Annotated in this window: 13 protein-coding genes; 11 read left to right on the forward strand and 2 right to left on the reverse strand. The window is 38.5% G+C overall.

Annotation, left to right across the window (positions count from 1 at the left end; translation table 11 throughout):
• The first annotated feature begins 47 nt into the window (after positions 1–47).
• From lipA to B554_RS0104790, 3 genes are all read left to right on the forward strand, one after another.
• The gene (gene lipA, locus B554_RS0104780; protein WP_004700412.1) at positions 48–1,061 is read left to right on the forward strand and encodes a lipoyl synthase; all 1,014 of its coding nucleotides are present in this window, start codon (positions 48–50) and stop codon (positions 1,059–1,061) included.
• Between the two features lie 279 nt (positions 1,062–1,340).
• Positions 1,341–3,806 (forward strand): acyl-CoA dehydrogenase, encoded by a 2,466-nt coding sequence (locus tag B554_RS0104785; RefSeq protein ID WP_019457167.1) that lies wholly within the window; start codon positions 1,341–1,343, stop codon positions 3,804–3,806.
• Positions 3,807–3,909: 103 nt separating this feature from the next.
• A complete protein-coding gene (locus tag B554_RS0104790) occupies positions 3,910–4,293 on the forward strand; it encodes a carboxymuconolactone decarboxylase family protein (RefSeq protein WP_000043121.1) in 384 nt (127 codons plus the stop codon).
• Between the two features lie 38 nt (positions 4,294–4,331).
• Here the strand turns inward: B554_RS0104790 and B554_RS0104795 are convergent, their stop codons facing one another.
• Positions 4,332–4,868, reverse strand: coding sequence for a cysteine peptidase family C39 domain-containing protein (locus B554_RS0104795; protein ID WP_019457168.1), 537 nt, complete (start codon positions 4,866–4,868; stop codon positions 4,332–4,334).
• A 221-nt stretch (positions 4,869–5,089) separates the two neighbouring features.
• Between B554_RS0104795 and ahcY the strand changes: the two genes are divergently transcribed.
• From ahcY to B554_RS0104825, 6 genes are all read left to right on the forward strand, one after another.
• Positions 5,090–6,472 (forward strand): adenosylhomocysteinase, encoded by a 1,383-nt coding sequence (gene ahcY, locus B554_RS0104800; protein WP_019457169.1) that lies wholly within the window; start codon positions 5,090–5,092, stop codon positions 6,470–6,472.
• 70 nt (positions 6,473–6,542) lie between these two features.
• A complete protein-coding gene (gene metF / locus B554_RS0104805) occupies positions 6,543–7,379 on the forward strand; it encodes a methylenetetrahydrofolate reductase [NAD(P)H] (protein WP_019457170.1) in 837 nt (278 codons plus the stop codon).
• An 18-nt stretch (positions 7,380–7,397) separates the two neighbouring features.
• Positions 7,398–8,120 (forward strand): 16S rRNA (uracil(1498)-N(3))-methyltransferase, encoded by a 723-nt coding sequence (locus tag B554_RS0104810; RefSeq protein ID WP_019457171.1) that lies wholly within the window; start codon positions 7,398–7,400, stop codon positions 8,118–8,120.
• A gap of 134 nt (positions 8,121–8,254) precedes the next feature.
• A complete protein-coding gene (locus B554_RS0104815; RefSeq protein WP_019457172.1) occupies positions 8,255–11,107 on the forward strand; it encodes a putative bifunctional diguanylate cyclase/phosphodiesterase in 2,853 nt (950 codons plus the stop codon).
• Positions 11,108–11,343: 236 nt separating this feature from the next.
• Positions 11,344–13,614, forward strand: a complete 2,271-nt coding sequence (locus B554_RS0104820; RefSeq protein ID WP_004700400.1) for an NADP-dependent malic enzyme — start codon at positions 11,344–11,346, stop codon at positions 13,612–13,614.
• 91 nt (positions 13,615–13,705) lie between these two features.
• Entirely contained in the window at positions 13,706–14,944 is a 1,239-nt protein-coding gene (locus tag B554_RS0104825) for a multifunctional CCA addition/repair protein (RefSeq protein WP_019457173.1), read from the forward strand.
• A 50-nt stretch (positions 14,945–14,994) separates the two neighbouring features.
• Here the strand turns inward: B554_RS0104825 and B554_RS0104830 are convergent, their stop codons facing one another.
• On the reverse strand, positions 14,995–16,170 hold the full coding sequence (locus B554_RS0104830) for a S1C family serine protease (RefSeq protein ID WP_019457174.1): 1,176 nt from the start codon (positions 16,168–16,170) through the stop codon (positions 14,995–14,997).
• A 194-nt stretch (positions 16,171–16,364) separates the two neighbouring features.
• Between B554_RS0104830 and B554_RS0104835 the strand changes: the two genes are divergently transcribed.
• Complete coding sequence (locus B554_RS0104835; RefSeq protein WP_019457175.1) at positions 16,365–17,123, forward strand: Nif3-like dinuclear metal center hexameric protein; 759 nt, start codon at positions 16,365–16,367, stop codon at positions 17,121–17,123.
• Positions 17,124–17,268: 145 nt separating this feature from the next.
• A complete protein-coding gene (locus B554_RS0104840) occupies positions 17,269–17,895 on the forward strand; it encodes a superoxide dismutase (RefSeq protein WP_004700390.1) in 627 nt (208 codons plus the stop codon).
• The last annotated feature ends 173 nt before the right edge of the window (positions 17,896–18,068 follow it).

An 18,068-nucleotide genomic window follows, 5' to 3' on the forward strand; every position in this document is an offset into this window, starting at 1 on the left:
CTATAATACAATGTCAATGTCTCTATAAACGAGTGGAAAAGTTAAATATGTCAGAACACCGTAAACCTGAACAGGGTGTAAAACTTCGTGGCGCAGAAAAAGTCGCAAGAATTCCTGTAAAAGTTGTACCTACGGTTGAAGTGCCGCGTAAACCTGACTGGATTCGTGTCAAGATGACGGCACCAGAAGAAGTTCAGCGTATTAAAACCACTTTACGTGCTCAAAAACTCCATACCGTTTGTGAAGAAGCAGCTTGTCCTAACCTACCAGAATGTTTTGGTGGTGGTACAGCAACATTCATGATTATGGGTGATATTTGTACACGTCGTTGCCCGTTCTGTGATGTCGCACATGGTCGTCCAAATGCACTAGACCCTGATGAACCTCGTCACATGGCAGAGACTATTGCCAATCTTAAACTCAAATATGCAGTAATTACCTCGGTTGACCGTGATGACTTACTTGACGGCGGTGCACAACATTTTGTGGATTGTATTAAGGAAGCTCGTGCGCTTAGTCCAAGCACACTACTTGAAATTTTAGTTCCAGACTTCCGTGGACGTATGGATATTGCTTTACGCATTATGACTGAATGTCCGCCAGATGTTTTCAACCATAATATTGAGACTGTACCTCGTCTCTATAAAGCGATGCGTCCAGGTTCAGATTACCAACATTCTTTAAACTTATTGAAAATGTTTAAAGAATACTGCCCTGACATCCCGACAAAATGTGGTTTGATGGTAGGTATTGGTGAAACTGAAGAAGAAGTCATTGCATTGCTTGATGACTTACGTGCTCACGATGTCGACTATGTGACTATTGGTCAATACTTGCAACCTTCAAAACAACACGCACCAATTGACCGTTTTGTAACACCAGAAGAGTTTGAGCGTTATGCAGAGCATGGCCGTAAACTTGGTTTTAGAAATATCTGGTCTGCGCCAATGGTTCGTTCGAGTTACTTTGCTGACCGTCAATACCACGGTGAGCCAGTACCAGAAGTTCGTCGTAAAGTAGATCCAGCTAAAAAAATCGCTGTTCAAGTTGTCGAAGCTTAAAAATTAAATTTCTATAAAAAGCCCTCTAATACTGAGGGCTTTTTATTTGTATAAGAAAATCAATAACATTTCTTGACAAATAGATAAAACAAGCTATTACACTTTCACTCAAAAATATCTTATACCTAAAAGTACGATATATCCCTGCTCTAGCATATAGATCAATTGCGACATAAAAAATCAAATTTAAACAGCATTAAAAATGAGCTAGTTAAGCCTTAAATCTCTCCTCGCCTTTTGTAACGTCTAACTTGAGGGCTTATCTAGCAAGGAGCAAGTATGATTTTCCTACTCTTTGTTTTAAGTATTGTCATTCAGCTTATTGCAATATGGGCAATTTTCTTTTTTAACCTAAATAGAGTCATTGGTAGTGTTATTACGATTGCTGTAGCCATCCTTACTGCACTCATTTTAACGCCATGGTCACTGCTTTTAGGGATTCCTCTTATTGCTCTTAGCATTATTATTTTGTTTAAGCCTTTACGGTTTAGTTTAATTACAAAACCTGCTTATAAAACTCTGGCAAACTCAATGCCGAGCATCAGTACCACTGAACAAGAGGCTTTAGAAGCAGGAACAAGTTGGTGGGAAAAAGAATTATTTATGGGTGCTCCAGATTGGTCGCAATTTGAGAAGTATCCTTATCCTACACTTTCATCAGAAGAACAAAGTTTTATTGATAATGAAGTTGAAGTGCTATGTAGCATGCTCAATGAATGGGAAATTCATCATCAATTAAAAGACCTTCCACCTGAAGTTTGGCAGTTCATTAAAGATAAAGGTTTCTTAGGCCTGATTATTCCAAAATCATTTGGCGGTAAAGAATTTAGCTCATTTGCTCAAAGCCGCATTATGAGCAAAATTGCGTCACGCTCATTAACTGCAGCAGTAAGTTGTATGGTTCCTAACTCACTGGGACCCGGTGAGCTACTCATGCACTACGGTACAGATGCACAAAAGCAACAATACTTACCAGGTCTTGCCAAAGGTGAAGAAATCCCATGTTTTGGTTTAACAAGCCCTGAAGCTGGTTCAGATGCTGGTGCCATTCCAGATTCGGGTGTGGTGTGCTACGGCGAATATGAAGGCGCTCAAGTCCTTGGCCTACGTATGAATTTCTCTAAACGCTGGATTACACTTGCTCCGATTGCCACAGTAGTTGGCTTAGCATTTAAGCTCTATGACCCTGAAGGTCTACTCGGCGATAAAAATAAAACCGGATACGGTATTACCTGTGCCCTCATTCCTGCAAGCCATGCGGGTGTAAAAATAGGTGCACGCCATTATCCAGGCTCTCCATTTATGAATGGAACAGTTGAGGGTGAAGATGTTTTCATTCCTATCGACTGGATTATCGGTGGACAAGAAAATGCGGGTAAAGGCTGGCGCATGCTGATGGAGTGTTTAGGTGTTGGGCGTGGTATTTCCCTTCCAGCATTAGCTACAGCCGCAGGTGAAATGAGCTATTTAACCGTAGGTGCTTTTGCGAGAATTCGTCAACAGTTCAATATTTCTGTTGGTAAATTTGAAGGTGTGCAAGAAGCAAGCAGTGAAATTGCCAGTGATGCCTATATGCTTGAAGCATTCCGTTATTTAGTAACATGTGGCCTAAATCAAGGCGGAACTCCTGCCGTGATGACTGCCATGGCAAAATACTATGCAACAGAAACTATGCGTAAAGTCATTAATCACGGTATGGATATTGCCGGTGGACGTGGTATTCAGCTTGGGCCTCGTAACTTCCTTGCCCTTACCTATCAAGCCATCCCGATTGCAATTACAGTCGAAGGTGCAAACATTTTAACCCGCTCACTCATGATTTTTGGTCAGGGTTCAATGCGCTGTCACCCTTATCTTTTTGAAGAATTGCAATTACTTCAGTCTGAAGACAAAGCCAATGCAGTTCAAAAATTCGATGACCTATTATTTAAACACTTAGCGTATACCTTTAATCGCGGCGCAAAATCATTTGCTTATGGTTGGACAGGTGGTTCAAGTGATGCACCTCAATCATCAGATCAATTCACGGCAAGTTACTATAAAACCATTAACCGTTTTAGTGCCAACTTCGCCCTTGTTTCTGATATGTCACTAGGTTTACTTGCAGGGGATTTAAAACGCAAAGAAATGCTCTCAGGACGTTTAGCTGATATTCATGCATACTTGTTTATTGCCACTGCAATTTTAAAATTTTATGAAGCTGGACAAAAAACTGAAGCTGAACAACTGCATGCAAAACTAGCATTACAAAAAGCGTTCTTAAATATTCAGGAAGCATTTTGGGGATTATTTGACAACTTCCCAGCCAAGCTTCCAGCAGCCTTAGTGAAATGGATTTGTTTCCCGCTAGGTCGTGTGATTGCAAAACCTGATGATGAGTTAAAACAGCAAGTTGCTGAACTCATGATGGAAGAACATCCGTTTAGAGAGCAACTCAAACGCCATGTGTACTATTCAACTGAACCTAACGATGTTACTGGCCGTCTAGAGCACACGTTCCAGATTTTAAGAACCCTTGAACCGCTTTGGGATAAGTTTAAGAAAGCTGAATCCAAAGGCAAGTTTACTGGTCTTACTTTTGAAGAGAATATTGCACAAGCGATAAAAGAAGGCTTTATTTCTGAAAACGAAGCTCAACAATTATTGCAATACAACGCAATTCGATTTGACAGCATGCTTACCGATGTTTTTGATGAAAAACTCGATAAGGATCTACCTTTGTCAAACCCTCATCAAATAGTGTGACTGGTGCCTCCACCAATTCACTATTGCAATCATTTTTGATTCGCATTAATTAATAAATAGCCATAAAAGCGTCACTCGACGCTTTTATTTTTAGGAGAAATTAATGTCTAAGCAAGATTACGAAAATGGATTAAAAGTACGCACAGAAGTGATGGGAGAAGCTTTTGTAAAACGTGCCCAAGAAAATACCGTACCCTTTACCCAACCTTTACAAGACTGGATTAATGAACATGCATGGGGATCAACTTGGCAACGTGAAGGTGTGCTTCCACGTAAATATCGCTCATTAATTACTTTAGCAATGCTCACAGCACTTAAATCGCCAACTGAACTTAAAGGCCATGTTCGTGGCGCGCTCAACAATGGTTGTACAGTTGAAGAGATTCAAGAAACTTTATTGCATAGTCTGCCATATTGCGGCGCGCCTGCTACTCAAGAAGCTTTTCGTGCTGCTTTAGAAGTCATTCAAGAATATCAACAACAATAACTTCAATCTGAGCCAGCACTCTACTGGCTCACTTTGACCTAATTTAATGTAGTCGAATAAATATTTAAATTACGATCACCAATTACAATAGCCTGACGACAAATCCCTTCTGCTTTACGCTGGTTCTCAAAAACTGTTGCTGACATCGGCTCAAAACTATCGAAAAAGCAAATTTCGTTTGAATCTACAGAATAAACGAGCGACTGATTTCCAACATCTTCTAAAGTGTCGTAGTACACGATTACCATTTGCCCATTTTGAATTGCGCCTTGAATGTCTTGATAGCTCAAAGCAGGCCCTGTCGGTATTTTCAACACCTTTGCCTCTTTATAACTCATACGTTCGCTGGGGCTAATGTTAGGGTCTTTATCTGAATAAAATGAAACATCAAAGCCAAACTTTTTTAAAGCAACAGCTAAAGCAATGGTATAGGTACCATCTTGCTCATATCGGCAAACTTTAATCAACTCAGCAACATCAATTTGTACCCCATAATGCTTTAGTACCATCCAAACTGCAAAAACACCACTGTTTGCCTCGAGGTTTGCCAAAGATTCGGGAATATTTAAGGCCATAATTTAAATCTAAAGTCGTAATTAAGCAGATAATAAACAAAACTGGATTGGCACTAAAAGCTTTTCCAAGTACAATGTTTCGCTAGTCGAGGGATGCTGCGACAAATGATCGGCACTAAAGATCAATTTGCCAGGCTCGACGATCGGTTAAACACTCGTTTTAACCAACAACGGCATCCGCGAACAGAATGATCAATACTATTTTTTCCTAGGAGATCCTGATGAACGCGGTTAATGCTTCATTTACAGATTACAAAGTTGCTGACATTTCACTTGCTGATTACGGTCGTAAAGAAATCAAACTTGCTGAAGCAGAAATGCCAGCTTTGATTGGCTTACGTAAACGTTATGCAGCTTCTAAACCACTTGCTGGCGCAAAAATTCTTGGTTGTATTCACATGACCATTCAAACAGCGGTTCTTATTGAAACGCTTGTTGAATTAGGTGCTGAAGTTCGCTGGACATCATGTAACATTTTCTCTACTCAAGACCACGCTGCTGCTGCAATTGCTGCTCGCGGTATTCCAGTTTTTGCTTGGAAAGGTGAAACTGAAGAAGAATATGTATGGTGCCTAGAGCAACAAATCAATGTTAATGGCCAACCTTGGGATGCCAACATGATTTTGGACGATGGCGGTGACTTAACTGCTCTTGTTCATGAAAAATACCCTGCTCTTTTAGAACGTATTCACGGTATTACCGAAGAAACAACTACAGGTGTTCAACGTCTTATCGAAATGTGGAAAGACGGTTCTTTGAAAGTACCTGCAATTAACGTAAATGACTCAGTTACTAAGTCTAAAAACGACAACAAATATGGCTGCCGTCATTCATTAAATGATGCAATCAAACGTGCTACAGATATGTTGTTATCTGGCCGCCGTGCACTTGTGATTGGTTACGGTGACGTAGGTAAAGGTTCTGCTCAATCTTTACGTCAAGAAGGCATGATTGTTCGTGTAACAGAAGTTGACCCGATTTGTGCAATGCAAGCATGTATGGACGGCTATGAAGTTGTATCTCCATACAAAAACGGCGTACAAACAGGTAAAAAAGAAGATGTTAACCAAGACTTACTTGGCAACACTGACCTTGTTGTAACGACTACTGGTAACTACCACGTATGTGATGCTGCAATGTTAGATAGCTTAAAAGCTGGTGCAGTTGTATGTAACATCGGTCACTTCGATACAGAAATCGACACAGCTTATTTACGTGGTTACAAGTGGGTTGAAGTTAAGCCACAAGTTCACCAAGTTTATCGTTCAGAAGACGAAAACAACTACCTTATCCTTCTTTCTGAAGGTCGCCTTGTAAACCTAGGTAATGCAACTGGTCACCCATCACGCGTGATGGACGGTTCTTTTGCTAACCAAGTTTTAGGTCAAATTCACTTATTCCAAGAGAAATTTGCTGACCTTCCTGCAAACGAAAAAGCTGCAAAAATCCGTGTAGAAGTTCTTCCTAAGAAACTTGACGAAGAAGTTGCTGCGGCAATGGTTGCAGGTTTCGGTGGTGTACTTACCCAGTTAACTCAAAAGCAAGCCGATTACTTAGGTGTTGCTGTTGAGGGACCATTCAAGTCTGACGCTTACAAATACTAAGAACTAAAGGGCAGACGGTGAACCGACTGCCCTTTTTTCTAAAATGTTTCGCTGTTTACAAGGATTTGACATGACTAAACGTACACCTATTTCTTTTGAGTTTTTCCCGCCAAAAACTGATGCCGGTGCTGAAAAACTTCGTATTGTTCACCAAGAACTACAGCTATTAAACCCTGAGTTTTTCTCGATTACTTATGGAGCTGGTGGCTCTACTCGCGAACGCACGCTTGCTGCTATTGATGATTTCAATGGCAAAGGTACACCTGTTGCCCCTCACCTTTCTTGTATTGGTGATGATAAAGCGCGTATTGCTGAACTACTCGACTTATACAAGGCACAAGGTATTGACCGTATTGTCGCTTTACGTGGCGACTTACCATCTGGTCAGGTTGGACTTGGCGAGCTTCCTTATGCTCAAGATTTAGTACGTTTTATTCGTGAGCACTCAGGTGATCATTTTCATATTGAAGTTGCGGCTTATCCAGAAATGCATCCTCAAGCTGAAAATCTTGATTCAGATATTCAACGTTTTATTGAAAAAGTACAAGCTGGTGCTAATGCAGGAATTACCCAATTCTTTTTTAATCCAGATTCGTACTTTTACTTTATAGAGCGCTTGGAGAGTGCAGGAATTAACCTTCCAGTGGCTCCTGGTATTATGCCAATTACCAATGCAAGTAACTTAATTCGCTTTGCAGATGGTACTGGTGCTGAAATTCCTCGTTGGATTCGTAAGCAATTACAAGCCTACGGCGATGACAGTGAAAGTATTAAAGCTTTCGGTCATGAAGTTGTTGTTAAGTTATGCGAGCGCCTGATTGCAGGTGGTGCACCAAGCTTACACTTTTATTCAATGAATCAAGTCGAACCAACCCGTCAACTTGTTGTTGATCTTGGTTTAAATTAATTTTGTAAGGCGTACCCAATGAATCGTTTTTTTATCGAAACTGAACTTACAGTTGGCTCAACAATTCAACTGACTGAATCGGTATTTCATCATTGGGTGCGTGTTTTACGCGCACAACTACAAGAACAAGCGACTCTATTTAATGGACAAGGTGGCGAATATCTTGCGACACTCACCGAAATTAATAAAAAAAATGCATTTGTCGCCATTGAGAATTTTAATCCTGCCAACCGTAATGCCCCTTTTAAAGCTGTTCTTGGTCAGGTCATGAGTAAAGGCGACCGAATGGATTATGCCATTCAAAAAGCCACCGAACTTGGTGTAAGCAAAATTCAGCTTTTAACCAGTGAACGCTGTGAAATGCGTTTAAAATACGACCGCGACCAAAAAAAATTAGACCATTGGCAAGCTGTTGCAATTGCAGCCTGTGAACAATGCGGGCTTAACTTTGTCCCCGAAGTTTTAGCACCCGTCCCTCTTCATGAATGGCTAAAATCTTCTGATCTTCCTGCATCCAAATTTGTTTTGGCTCCTGAAAAAGAACAAAAAGATGTATTAGCAGGGATCCAACCAGAACTCGCTCTCTTAATTGGTCCGGAAGGTGGTTTAAGCGAAAATGAAATTACGCAGGCCAATGAAGCGGGTTTTATGAACTGGTGTATCGGAGACCGTGTATTACGCACCGAAACTGCGCCTGTTGTTGCATTATCTATTTTAAATTATCGGTTTTTATCCATATAAGCTAATTGAACATTGATTAAATCAACAATTAAAGTTAACTTACTTTTAATGTATGAATATTAATTTAAATTCTTTTCCACTGATAAATCAGATTCTTTCTGTATAAATGTAAAAAAATAGGATAGAAAAATCTTATGTCTGGCCTTCAGGAAGAATATTTACAGCATCAAACAAGGATTGAGCAGCTCCGACTCTCAATTCAATATATTCGCTTGTATCTGATTAGCTTAATATTACTTTGTTTAATTTCGGCCATTATTTTCACTTGTTACTTTACTTCTTACATCACAAATTTTATTTGGTCAATTGGTTTCACTATTTTATGCCTTGGTTGTCTATTATTTATCCCAAAGTTTTTAACACGTTATCGTGACATTAATTTCATTAGAAAAACTGATTTAACACTACAAGCTATTTGTTTGGTATCAGGGATATTAATGGGAGTGAATATAATTGTTCTGCATTTCTCCCTTCCTTCTACAATTATATCTATCTCTGATGTTCATATTCTAATTGGATTATTTATTAGTTCATCTCATATTATCGGCCTTACCTTTTTAACTCAGCAACCCCGATATTTTTATTTACTTTTTATTCCAAGTACAGTTCCGCTTATTATTAGCCAGTTTACACATGTACAGACATCGCAACTTCCCTTTTACTTTGCGTATAATTTAGCCTTCTTAGCTACCCTACTTTGTGCTTACGCAACTCAACGCAACTACCAAAAAATTTCTCAGCTCCTATTTAAAAATAAACAACTCGTACAAGTTGCGGAACAACATACGCAATGGGCTGAAGAATTATGTATTCAACTTCAACAAGAAGTAAATAAATCAAAAGATATTGAAGCACAGCTTCAATTTAATAATCATTTGCTCGAACAGAAAGTACGTGAAAGAACCTATGATTTAACCAAAATGAATGAGAAGCTTGAAAGCCATCATCATAATTTGGCATTTGCTCATGAAACTGCTGGTATTCGTCCATGGGATTGGGATATTGAAAAACAAAAATTAGAAATTACTTTTTTTGATCGACAAAAGCAGACGCAAAATACATCTTTACACCTCAATACAATTTTAGAACGTATCCATCCTAATGATCGAAAGTTATTTGATGAGCGTTTAAAAGAGCATTTAGATGGAAAATCTGATCACTTCAATATTACCTTTCGTATTCTGCGGCGTAATGGTTCTTGGCGTTGGATACATGATGTAGGTCGTGTCATTAGCCGTGACCCTAAAACCAATAAAGCTTTACGTATGGTGGGAATGACTAGAGATATTCATCAAGAAAAAAAAGATCAAGAACATTTGAGACTTTGCGCTATTGTGCTTGAACAAGCAGCAGAAGGAATTTTTATTTTAGATGATAAACTGAATTATATTGATGTTAATCCCTATTATGAAAAATTAACTGGTTTTTCTAAATCTGAATTGTTAAATCAACAACTATTCAATATCACAATAAATCAGAAATTACAGCAACAAGAGTTTCATGACTCGATTACCCAGCAACTACTTAAAACTGGCGAATATATGGGCCAGTTTGATGAAAAGTTTGTATCAGGTAAAAGTGTTCACTTATGGCTCCATATTAATGCTGTGAAAGATGAACATAATCAAGTTATTAATTATATTGGCTTTGCACGTGATTTAACCGAACAAAAGCGACAAGAGCAACATTTATCTTATTTAAAAAATTATGACAGCTTAACTCATCTTCCTAATCGTTTTTATTATTACAATCAATTACACCAGTATTTAATTAATCCATCTTATAGCTTTAAAAATCTTGCATTAATACGTATTAATATTGATAGGTTTAGAGCGTTTAATGAGTTTTTAAATAATGATAGTGGTGACGAATTACTAAAACAGTTTGCGCAACGTCTACGCCTCACCAACATTAATGCCATTTTAGTGGCTTACTTAAATGGTGATGATTTTGCAATTATTTATGAAATATCACCAATTCATCCTAATATTGAGCAATATTGCCAAAATATTTTACAAGCATTAAATACTCCATTTTATATTGATCAACAAGAGTATTTTATTACCGCCTCTATTGGAGTTGCCTGCTTTCCAGAACACGGTAGACAAATTGACCATCTCAATAACCATGCCGAACAAGCACTATCTGAAGCAAAACGTTTAGGTGGTAACACCATTTGCTACTATTTCAATAAAGCAAGCAATCCGTATAAAACCGCAGATTTAGAGCAAGAATTACGCAAAGCTATCCAAAATGATGAATTTATTGTTTATTATCAACCAAAAATTAATTTAAATGACAAATCTGTTAAAGGTTTTGAAGCCTTAATTCGCTGGCAACATCCTGACAAGGAATTAGTCATGCCGAATATGTTCATTCCTTTTGCCGAACGTAGTAGCCTTATTTCCGATATTGGTAAAGTGGTTTTAGATAAGGTTGGCAAACAATTACAAGAGTGGAAAAACTCAGGTTATTCAGATATTCAAGTCTCTGTAAATATTGTTGCTCAACAAATTCATCGTGGACTTTTACTGAATGATTTAGATGAAGTTTTAGAGAAATATCAACTCGATGGATCAAATCTAGAACTCGAAATTACTGAATCGGCTTTATTAGACAATACTGATAATGTGAAAAAATTATTGCATTCAATTAAAGAACGCAATATTTCGATTGCACTCGATGACTTTGGTACAGGCTATTCATCTTTAGCTTACCTGACAGAATATCCAATCGATGTTTTAAAAATTGATCGGGCCTTTATTTCAAAAATCGGCGATCAAAAACAAGAAGCTATTGTCAATGCCATGATTGCGATGGGCAAAAGTATGGGATTAAAACTGGTGGCTGAAGGTGTTGAAACCGAAGAGCAAGTTATTTATCTACAAAAACAACAATGTGATTTTTTACAAGGCTATTTCTTTAGTCGTCCACTTCATCCAAATCAGATTAAGCAATATCTTCAATCAAATACACATATTTCATAATTGTTTTAACAGTCTATTTTACATGCACTGGTTTTTCCAAAAATGAGCGTTTTTGACTGTGAGAAATAGAGAAGTAGTGTTATATTCTTTAGCATTTAGCTCACTATGGGGCTATTGGCAATTCGTCTACTATTCTCTTAATTGGTAAAAATTAAAGCATAGTAAGAGCATCACATTGCCTCCCCCTAAATGAGTGATTTGACTAGTTTGCTTTTTTGTATCAAATAGAGACTCAGATGGACGATCAATCTTTAAAACAGGCCGCTTTAAATTACCACGAATATCCAAATCCAGGGAAAATCAGCGTCACGCCTAGTAAGCAACTCGTCAACCAACGAGATTTAGCTCTAGCTTATTCACCAGGGGTTGCTGCTCCATGTTTAGAGATTGAACGTGATCCTTCAGCTGCTGCAAAATATACTGCACGTGGCAACTTAGTTGCTGTTGTAAGTAACGGTACTGCGGTTCTTGGTTTAGGTAATATTGGTCCATTAGCTTCTAAACCAGTAATGGAAGGTAAAGGCGTTCTTTTCAAAAAGTTCGCTGGTGTTGACGTATTTGATATTGAAATTGCTGAGAACGATCCAGATAAAATCGTTGATATTGTTGCTTCATTAGAACCAACTTTCGGCGGTATTAACCTTGAAGATATCAAAGCGCCAGAATGTTTCTATATCGAGAAGAAACTTCGTGAACGCATGAAAATTCCTGTGTTCCATGATGATCAACACGGTACAAGTATTATTGTAGGTTCAGCATTATTAAATGCTCTACAACTGGTTAACAAGAAAATTGAAGAAATCAAAATTGTTGCTTCAGGTGCAGGTGCTGCTGCCCTTTCTTGTTTAGATTTACTTTGCGCTTTGGGCGTAAATAAAGAAAATATCATTGTTGCCGACTCTCGTGGTCTTCTTACGACTTCACGTGAAGGCTTAGATGAATCTAAAAAACGTTATGTACAAGACATTAAAGCGACTCAATTACATGAAGTAATGGCTGGCGCAGATATGTTCTTGGGCCTTTCAGCTGCTGGCATTCTCACCAAAGACATGGTGAAACTAATGGCTGAAAATCCTATTATCTTTGCTTTGGCAAACCCAGATCCAGAAATTTTACCTGAACACGCGCATGAAGTACGCCCTGATGTCATCATGGCAACTGGTCGTTCGGACTACCCGAACCAAGTAAACAACGCTTTATGTTTCCCTTATATCTTCCGTGGCGCACTTGACGTAGGTGCTACAACAATTAATGAAGATATGAAAATTGCTTGTGTACATGCAATTGCACGTATGGCTCACGTAGAAGCTGATGCTGCTACTTATGGCGAAAAATCTGCTTCATTTGGTCGTGACTACTTGATTCCACGTCCACTTGATCAACGCTTAATTTTAGAAATCGCACCTGCTGTTGCTAAAGCTGCAATGGATTCAGGTGTGGCAACTCGTCCTATCGAAGACTTTGCTGCATATCGTCAAAAACTGTCTGAGTTTGTTTATAACTCTGCATTCTTGATGAAACCAATCTTTGCTCAAGCAAAAACAGATCCTAAACGTATTGCATACGCTGAAGGTGAAGATGAACGCGTATTACGTGCTGTTCAAATTGCAGTTGATGAAGATTTAGCTAAACCAATTTTAGTTGGTCGTACTGCTGTCATTGAAGCAAACATCAAAAAATTAGGCCTACGTTTACAACATGGCGTGAACATTGAGATTGTAGATCAAGAACAAAACCCGATGTACGAAGAGTTTTGGAAAGACTACTACCAAACAATGCAACGTAAAGGCATTACTGTTGAATATGCTCAACGTGAAGCTCGCCGTCGTTCAACTTTAATCGCATCACTTCTGGTTAAATTTGGTAAAGCTGATGGTATGTTATGTGGTACTTACAGTAGCTATAACATTCACCTAGACTTCGTACGCAACGTTATTGGCCTTAAAGAAGGTATGAACAACTTCTTCACGCTCAATGCATTAATGCTTGAAGACCGTAACTTGTTTATTGCTGATACCTATGTAAACACTAACCCGACTGCTGAACAACTTGCTGAAATGACAATTTTAGCAGCTGAAGAAGTACGTCGTTTTGGTATTACACCACGTGTAGCTTTACTTTCTCACTCAAGTTTCGGCAGCGACCAGACTGATTCAAGCGCTCAAAAAATGCGTGAAGTTTATCGTATTTTATCTGAGCAAGCTCCAGAGCTTGAAGTTGAAGGTGAAATGCATGGTGATGCAGCATTAGACGAAAGCATTCGTCAATTTGCATTCCCAGGTTCACGCTTCAAAGGCTCAGCAAACTTGCTCATTATGCCGAACCTAGATGCAGCAAACATTTCATTTAACTTGCTAAAAGCAACTTCTGGTAACAACGTTACCATTGGTCCAATTTTGCTAGGTGCTGCTAAACCAGTTCATATTTTGACACCTACAGCGACGACTCGCCGCCTTATCAATATGACTGCTTTAACTGTTGCTGAAATTCAACAACAAGAAAAGTAATTTAGAAACTGCTTTTTACGAAAAGCGTTTCTAATGACTTGAGAAAACCTCTATTCTGTAGCATGATTGCTTGAAGAATAGAGGTTTTTTCATGCAAGTGTATTTAGTAGGCGGTGCTGTTCGAGATTATTTACTTGGGCATCCCTATCAAGAAAAAGACTATGTTGTGGTCGGTGCAACGCCGGAACACATGCTCGCCCAAGGTTTTCAACCTGTAGGCAAAGATTTCCCTGTGTTTCTTCATCCCCAAACCAAAGAAGAATATGCACTTGCACGAACCGAACGGAAGTCAGGTCAGGGCTATCACGGATTTCAATTCTTTACTGATACCACTGTAAGCTTAGAAGATGACTTAATTCGTCGTGATTTAACCATTAATGCAATAGCCATGGATCAAGACGGCAAAATATATGATCCATATGGTGGACAAAGTGACTTAGAGAATAAAACTCTACGTCATGTTTCAGAAGCTTTTGCTGAAGACCCTTTAAGAGTTTTACGTGTAGCTCGTTTTGCAGCACGATATTTCCCATATGGTTTTCAAATTGCTCCTGAGACTTTGCAACTTATGCAAACTATGGCGGAGTCAGGTGAACTAGATGCATTAACGCCAGAACGTGTTTGGAAGGAAACTTCTCGTGCTTTAATGGAAACTCATGCAGACATTTACTTCCAAACTCTGCGTGATTGTGGGGCGTTAAAACATCTTTTCCCTGAAATTGATGCTTTATTTGGTGTACCTCAGCGTCCTGAATATCATCCAGAAGTAGATTGTGGTATTCATACTCTTATGTCATTACAACAAGCTTGTAAATCCAATTATTCACTCGATGTACGTTTTGCTGTTTTAGTGCATGATCTTGGTAAAGCATTGACCCCTGCTGATGAGCTTCCTCGTCATATCATGCATGAAGAGCGTGGCATTAAACCAGTTACTGATTTATGTGAACGCTTACGAGTTCCAACTCAGACCAAGCAGTTGGCATTATCAGTGTGCAAAGAACATTTAAAATGCCACCAAATTATGTCATTAAAACCAGGCACTTTATGGCGTCTACTACAACGCCTAGATGTTTTACGTCGTCCTGAAAGAGTAGAAGCTTTTGTACAAGCGTGTGAATGTGATGCAAAAGGAAGATTAGGATTAGAAGATCGTCCTTATCCTCAAGCTCAATATATGCTTGAAGCTATGCAAATCGTTCGCTCAATCAAAGTTCAGAATTTACCTGAAAATATTAAAGGTGCTGAAATTGGTGAAATGCTCATTCAATATCGAATTGAAGCTTTAACTGAATTTAAAAATCAGCATCAAAGTGTTAGTCATTCCTAATGAGTAATCATAAAAAAAAGCCTCTTTACGAGGCTTTTTTTATTTAGATTTTAACGCTTTGGTAGCGGAATATACTGAGATTGGGTATTTTGCGCTTTACGCTCCCCTACAGTCACAACAAAGTTTTGTTGTTTACCATCTCGTTCAACCAGTACATTAATTTCGCTATTTGGTGCTTGTAAAGCCACATAGTTAATTAAGTGAGAAGCTGAAGTGATCTGTTCATTATTTACTTGAACAATCTTATCACCAACTTTAATACCAGCTGAAGCTGCTGGACCATTTTTCAATACATCAGCAACTACAACTCCGACCTGTTGTTTTGGTGCCAATACATCATCTTGCGTAGGTGGAAGTAAACTAATACCTAACCAACCACGGACTACACGACCATCTTTTAAAATAGAGTTGAGTACTTGTTGGCAAACTTTAGCAGGAATCGCAAAACCAATACCTAATGAACCACCAGATTGCGAGAAAATAGCAGTATTTACACCAATCAAGTTACCTGCGACATCAATTAACGCACCACCCGAGTTACCTGGGTTAATTGCAGCATCTGTTTGAATAAAGTCTTCGTAAGTATTTATACCTAAATCTGAGCGACCAGTTGCGGAAACAATTCCCTGAGTTACTGTTTGACCCACACCAAATGGATTACCAATTGCTAAGACAACATCACCAACTTCATTACCACTCAATTTAAATGGCAATACTGGTAACTTATCTAAATCAATTTTAATCACTGCTAAATCTGTATCAGGATCTGTCCCGACAATTGTAGCTACGGCACGACGTCCGTCATGTAAAGCAACTACAATCTGGTCGGCTTGAGCAATCACATGATTGTTCGTCAAGATATAACCATCGGCACGAACAATAACACCAGATCCTAAGCTATTTTCATTTTGCTGTTGTTGTTCAGGAACCTGATTTCCAAAAAATTCACGGAAGACAGGATCACTCAATAAAGGATGATTTTGTTTAACTTTCTGGGTCGTAAAAATATTCACAACTGCCGGCGCTGCAACTTTTACAGCAGCGCTATAGGACACCACCCCGCCCGTTCGAGAAGTATCCACCAGTGGTTCAACTTTCTCAGCAGGCATTTGCACACCATCAACTGCAACAGTTGGCTTCGGCCGATGGTATTTTTGCCATGCGATAAAACTGGCAATTACAATAATAAGTAACACCCAAGGTAACCATGTAAAGGTGCGGCGCACGTTCATATCCTCTACGAAAAGAAGTTTTTAATTAAATTAATATATTGAACAAAAAGAGTTTTCAATTACGCATTTTAAATTAAATATGTCGATATACATAAAAAAGTCAAAAAAGATTTGTCTAGCTTTAGTTACACAACAAAATATGTTTCTATAGCTTTAGCAATTATTTACTACTCAATTCAGGAAATATCATGGCGAATTTGCATGAAATTATTCAGTGGTGTGATCAAACCTTAAAAGCGGCAGAATTTAAAGATTACGCACCAAATGGCCTGCAAATTGAAGGTTCAACTGAAGTAAATCGTATCGTTTGTGCCGTTACTGCTTCCGCAGATGCTATTGATGCAGCAATTGCTCAAAACGCAGACTTATTACTCGTGCACCACGGTTATTTTTGGAAAGGCGAACCGTACCCAATTACAGGAATGCGCGGTAATCGCATTAAAAAACTCATTCAAAATAATATTTCATTAGTCGCTTACCATCTGCCGTTAGATGCGCACCCAACTTTGGGCAATAATGCAGCGATTGCAGAGAAATTAAATTTACAGAATTTAGAACCTCTTGATTTAACCGAAAAACATCCGATTGGTAATATCGGTTATTTAGAACAAGCGCTTTCTGTAGAGGAATTTAAAACAAAACTACAAAATAGCTTTGATTTTAAAGTCATTCACTTACCAGCAGAAAAACAAACTATTCAAAAAATAGGCTTTTGTACAGGGGGCGCTCAAGATTATATTTCTAAAGCGGCTTTACAAAACTGTGATGCTTATATTTCTGGTGAAGTGAGTGAACGAACTTTTTACGAAGCTAAAGAATTAGGTGTTCATTATTTTGCCTGTGGTCACCATGCAACCGAACGTTATGGTGTTCAACGTTTGGCCCAAGCCATTTCAAAACAATTTGCAATTGAAGCTGAATATTTTGAATTGAATAATCCGATTTAATTAAGTCTTTTTTTCAATCTGTGTTATGCGTATTAATTAGATCTTTATTGTGTATAGTTCTTTAAAACGATGCCCTATTGTTACCAGAATCATTTACAATAGAGCCACTTAATTGTATAACCCAGCAAATGCAAGGAATAGGAACATGACAACCATTACTTTACCTGCACTTCCATATGGCTATGATGATTTAGCGCCACATATCAGTAAAGAAACTTTAGAATACCATCATGACAAACACCACAATACCTATGTTGTTAACTTAAACAACTTAATTAAAGGCACTGACCTTGAAGGTAAAACTTTAGAAGAAATCATTAAAGCAACTGCTGGTGATGCTTCTAAAGCTGGTATTTTCAACAATGCTGCTCAAGTTTGGAACCACACTTTCTACTGGAACAGCATGAAACCAAATGGTGGTGGTAAGCCTACTGGCGCAATCGCTGCTAAAATTGACGAAGCTTTCGGTAGCTACGAAAAATTTGCAGAAGAATTCGCTGCTGCTGCAACAACTCAGTTCGGTTCAGGTTGGGCTTGGTTAGTTGCTGATGAAGTAAACGGTAAACTTTCTATTACTAAAACTTCTAATGCAGACACTCCACTTGCACACGGCCAAATTGCTGTATTAACAATTGACGTATGGGAACATGCTTACTACATCGATTTCCGTAACTTACGTCCTAAATACATCTCAACTTTCTTAGAAAGCCTTGTGAACTGGGACTATGCAAATGCAAAACTTGCAGGTCAACCAGCTGGTGTAGAGAAATAATTTTATTTCTTTATAAAAAACCACCCTCTTTAGGGTGGTTTTTTTTGTTTTTAGTGCAGTAAAAGCATATTAATCAAGCAAACGATTCATTTTCTTTAATATTCTTATTGACGCATTTAGATTTCATCCATAAAATGCGCATCAGATTCTCCAATAGCTCAGTCGGTAGAGCG

It is taken from the genome of Acinetobacter sp. GG2, assembly GCF_000292385.1.
GTDB lineage: Bacteria > Pseudomonadota > Gammaproteobacteria > Pseudomonadales > Moraxellaceae > Acinetobacter > Acinetobacter seifertii.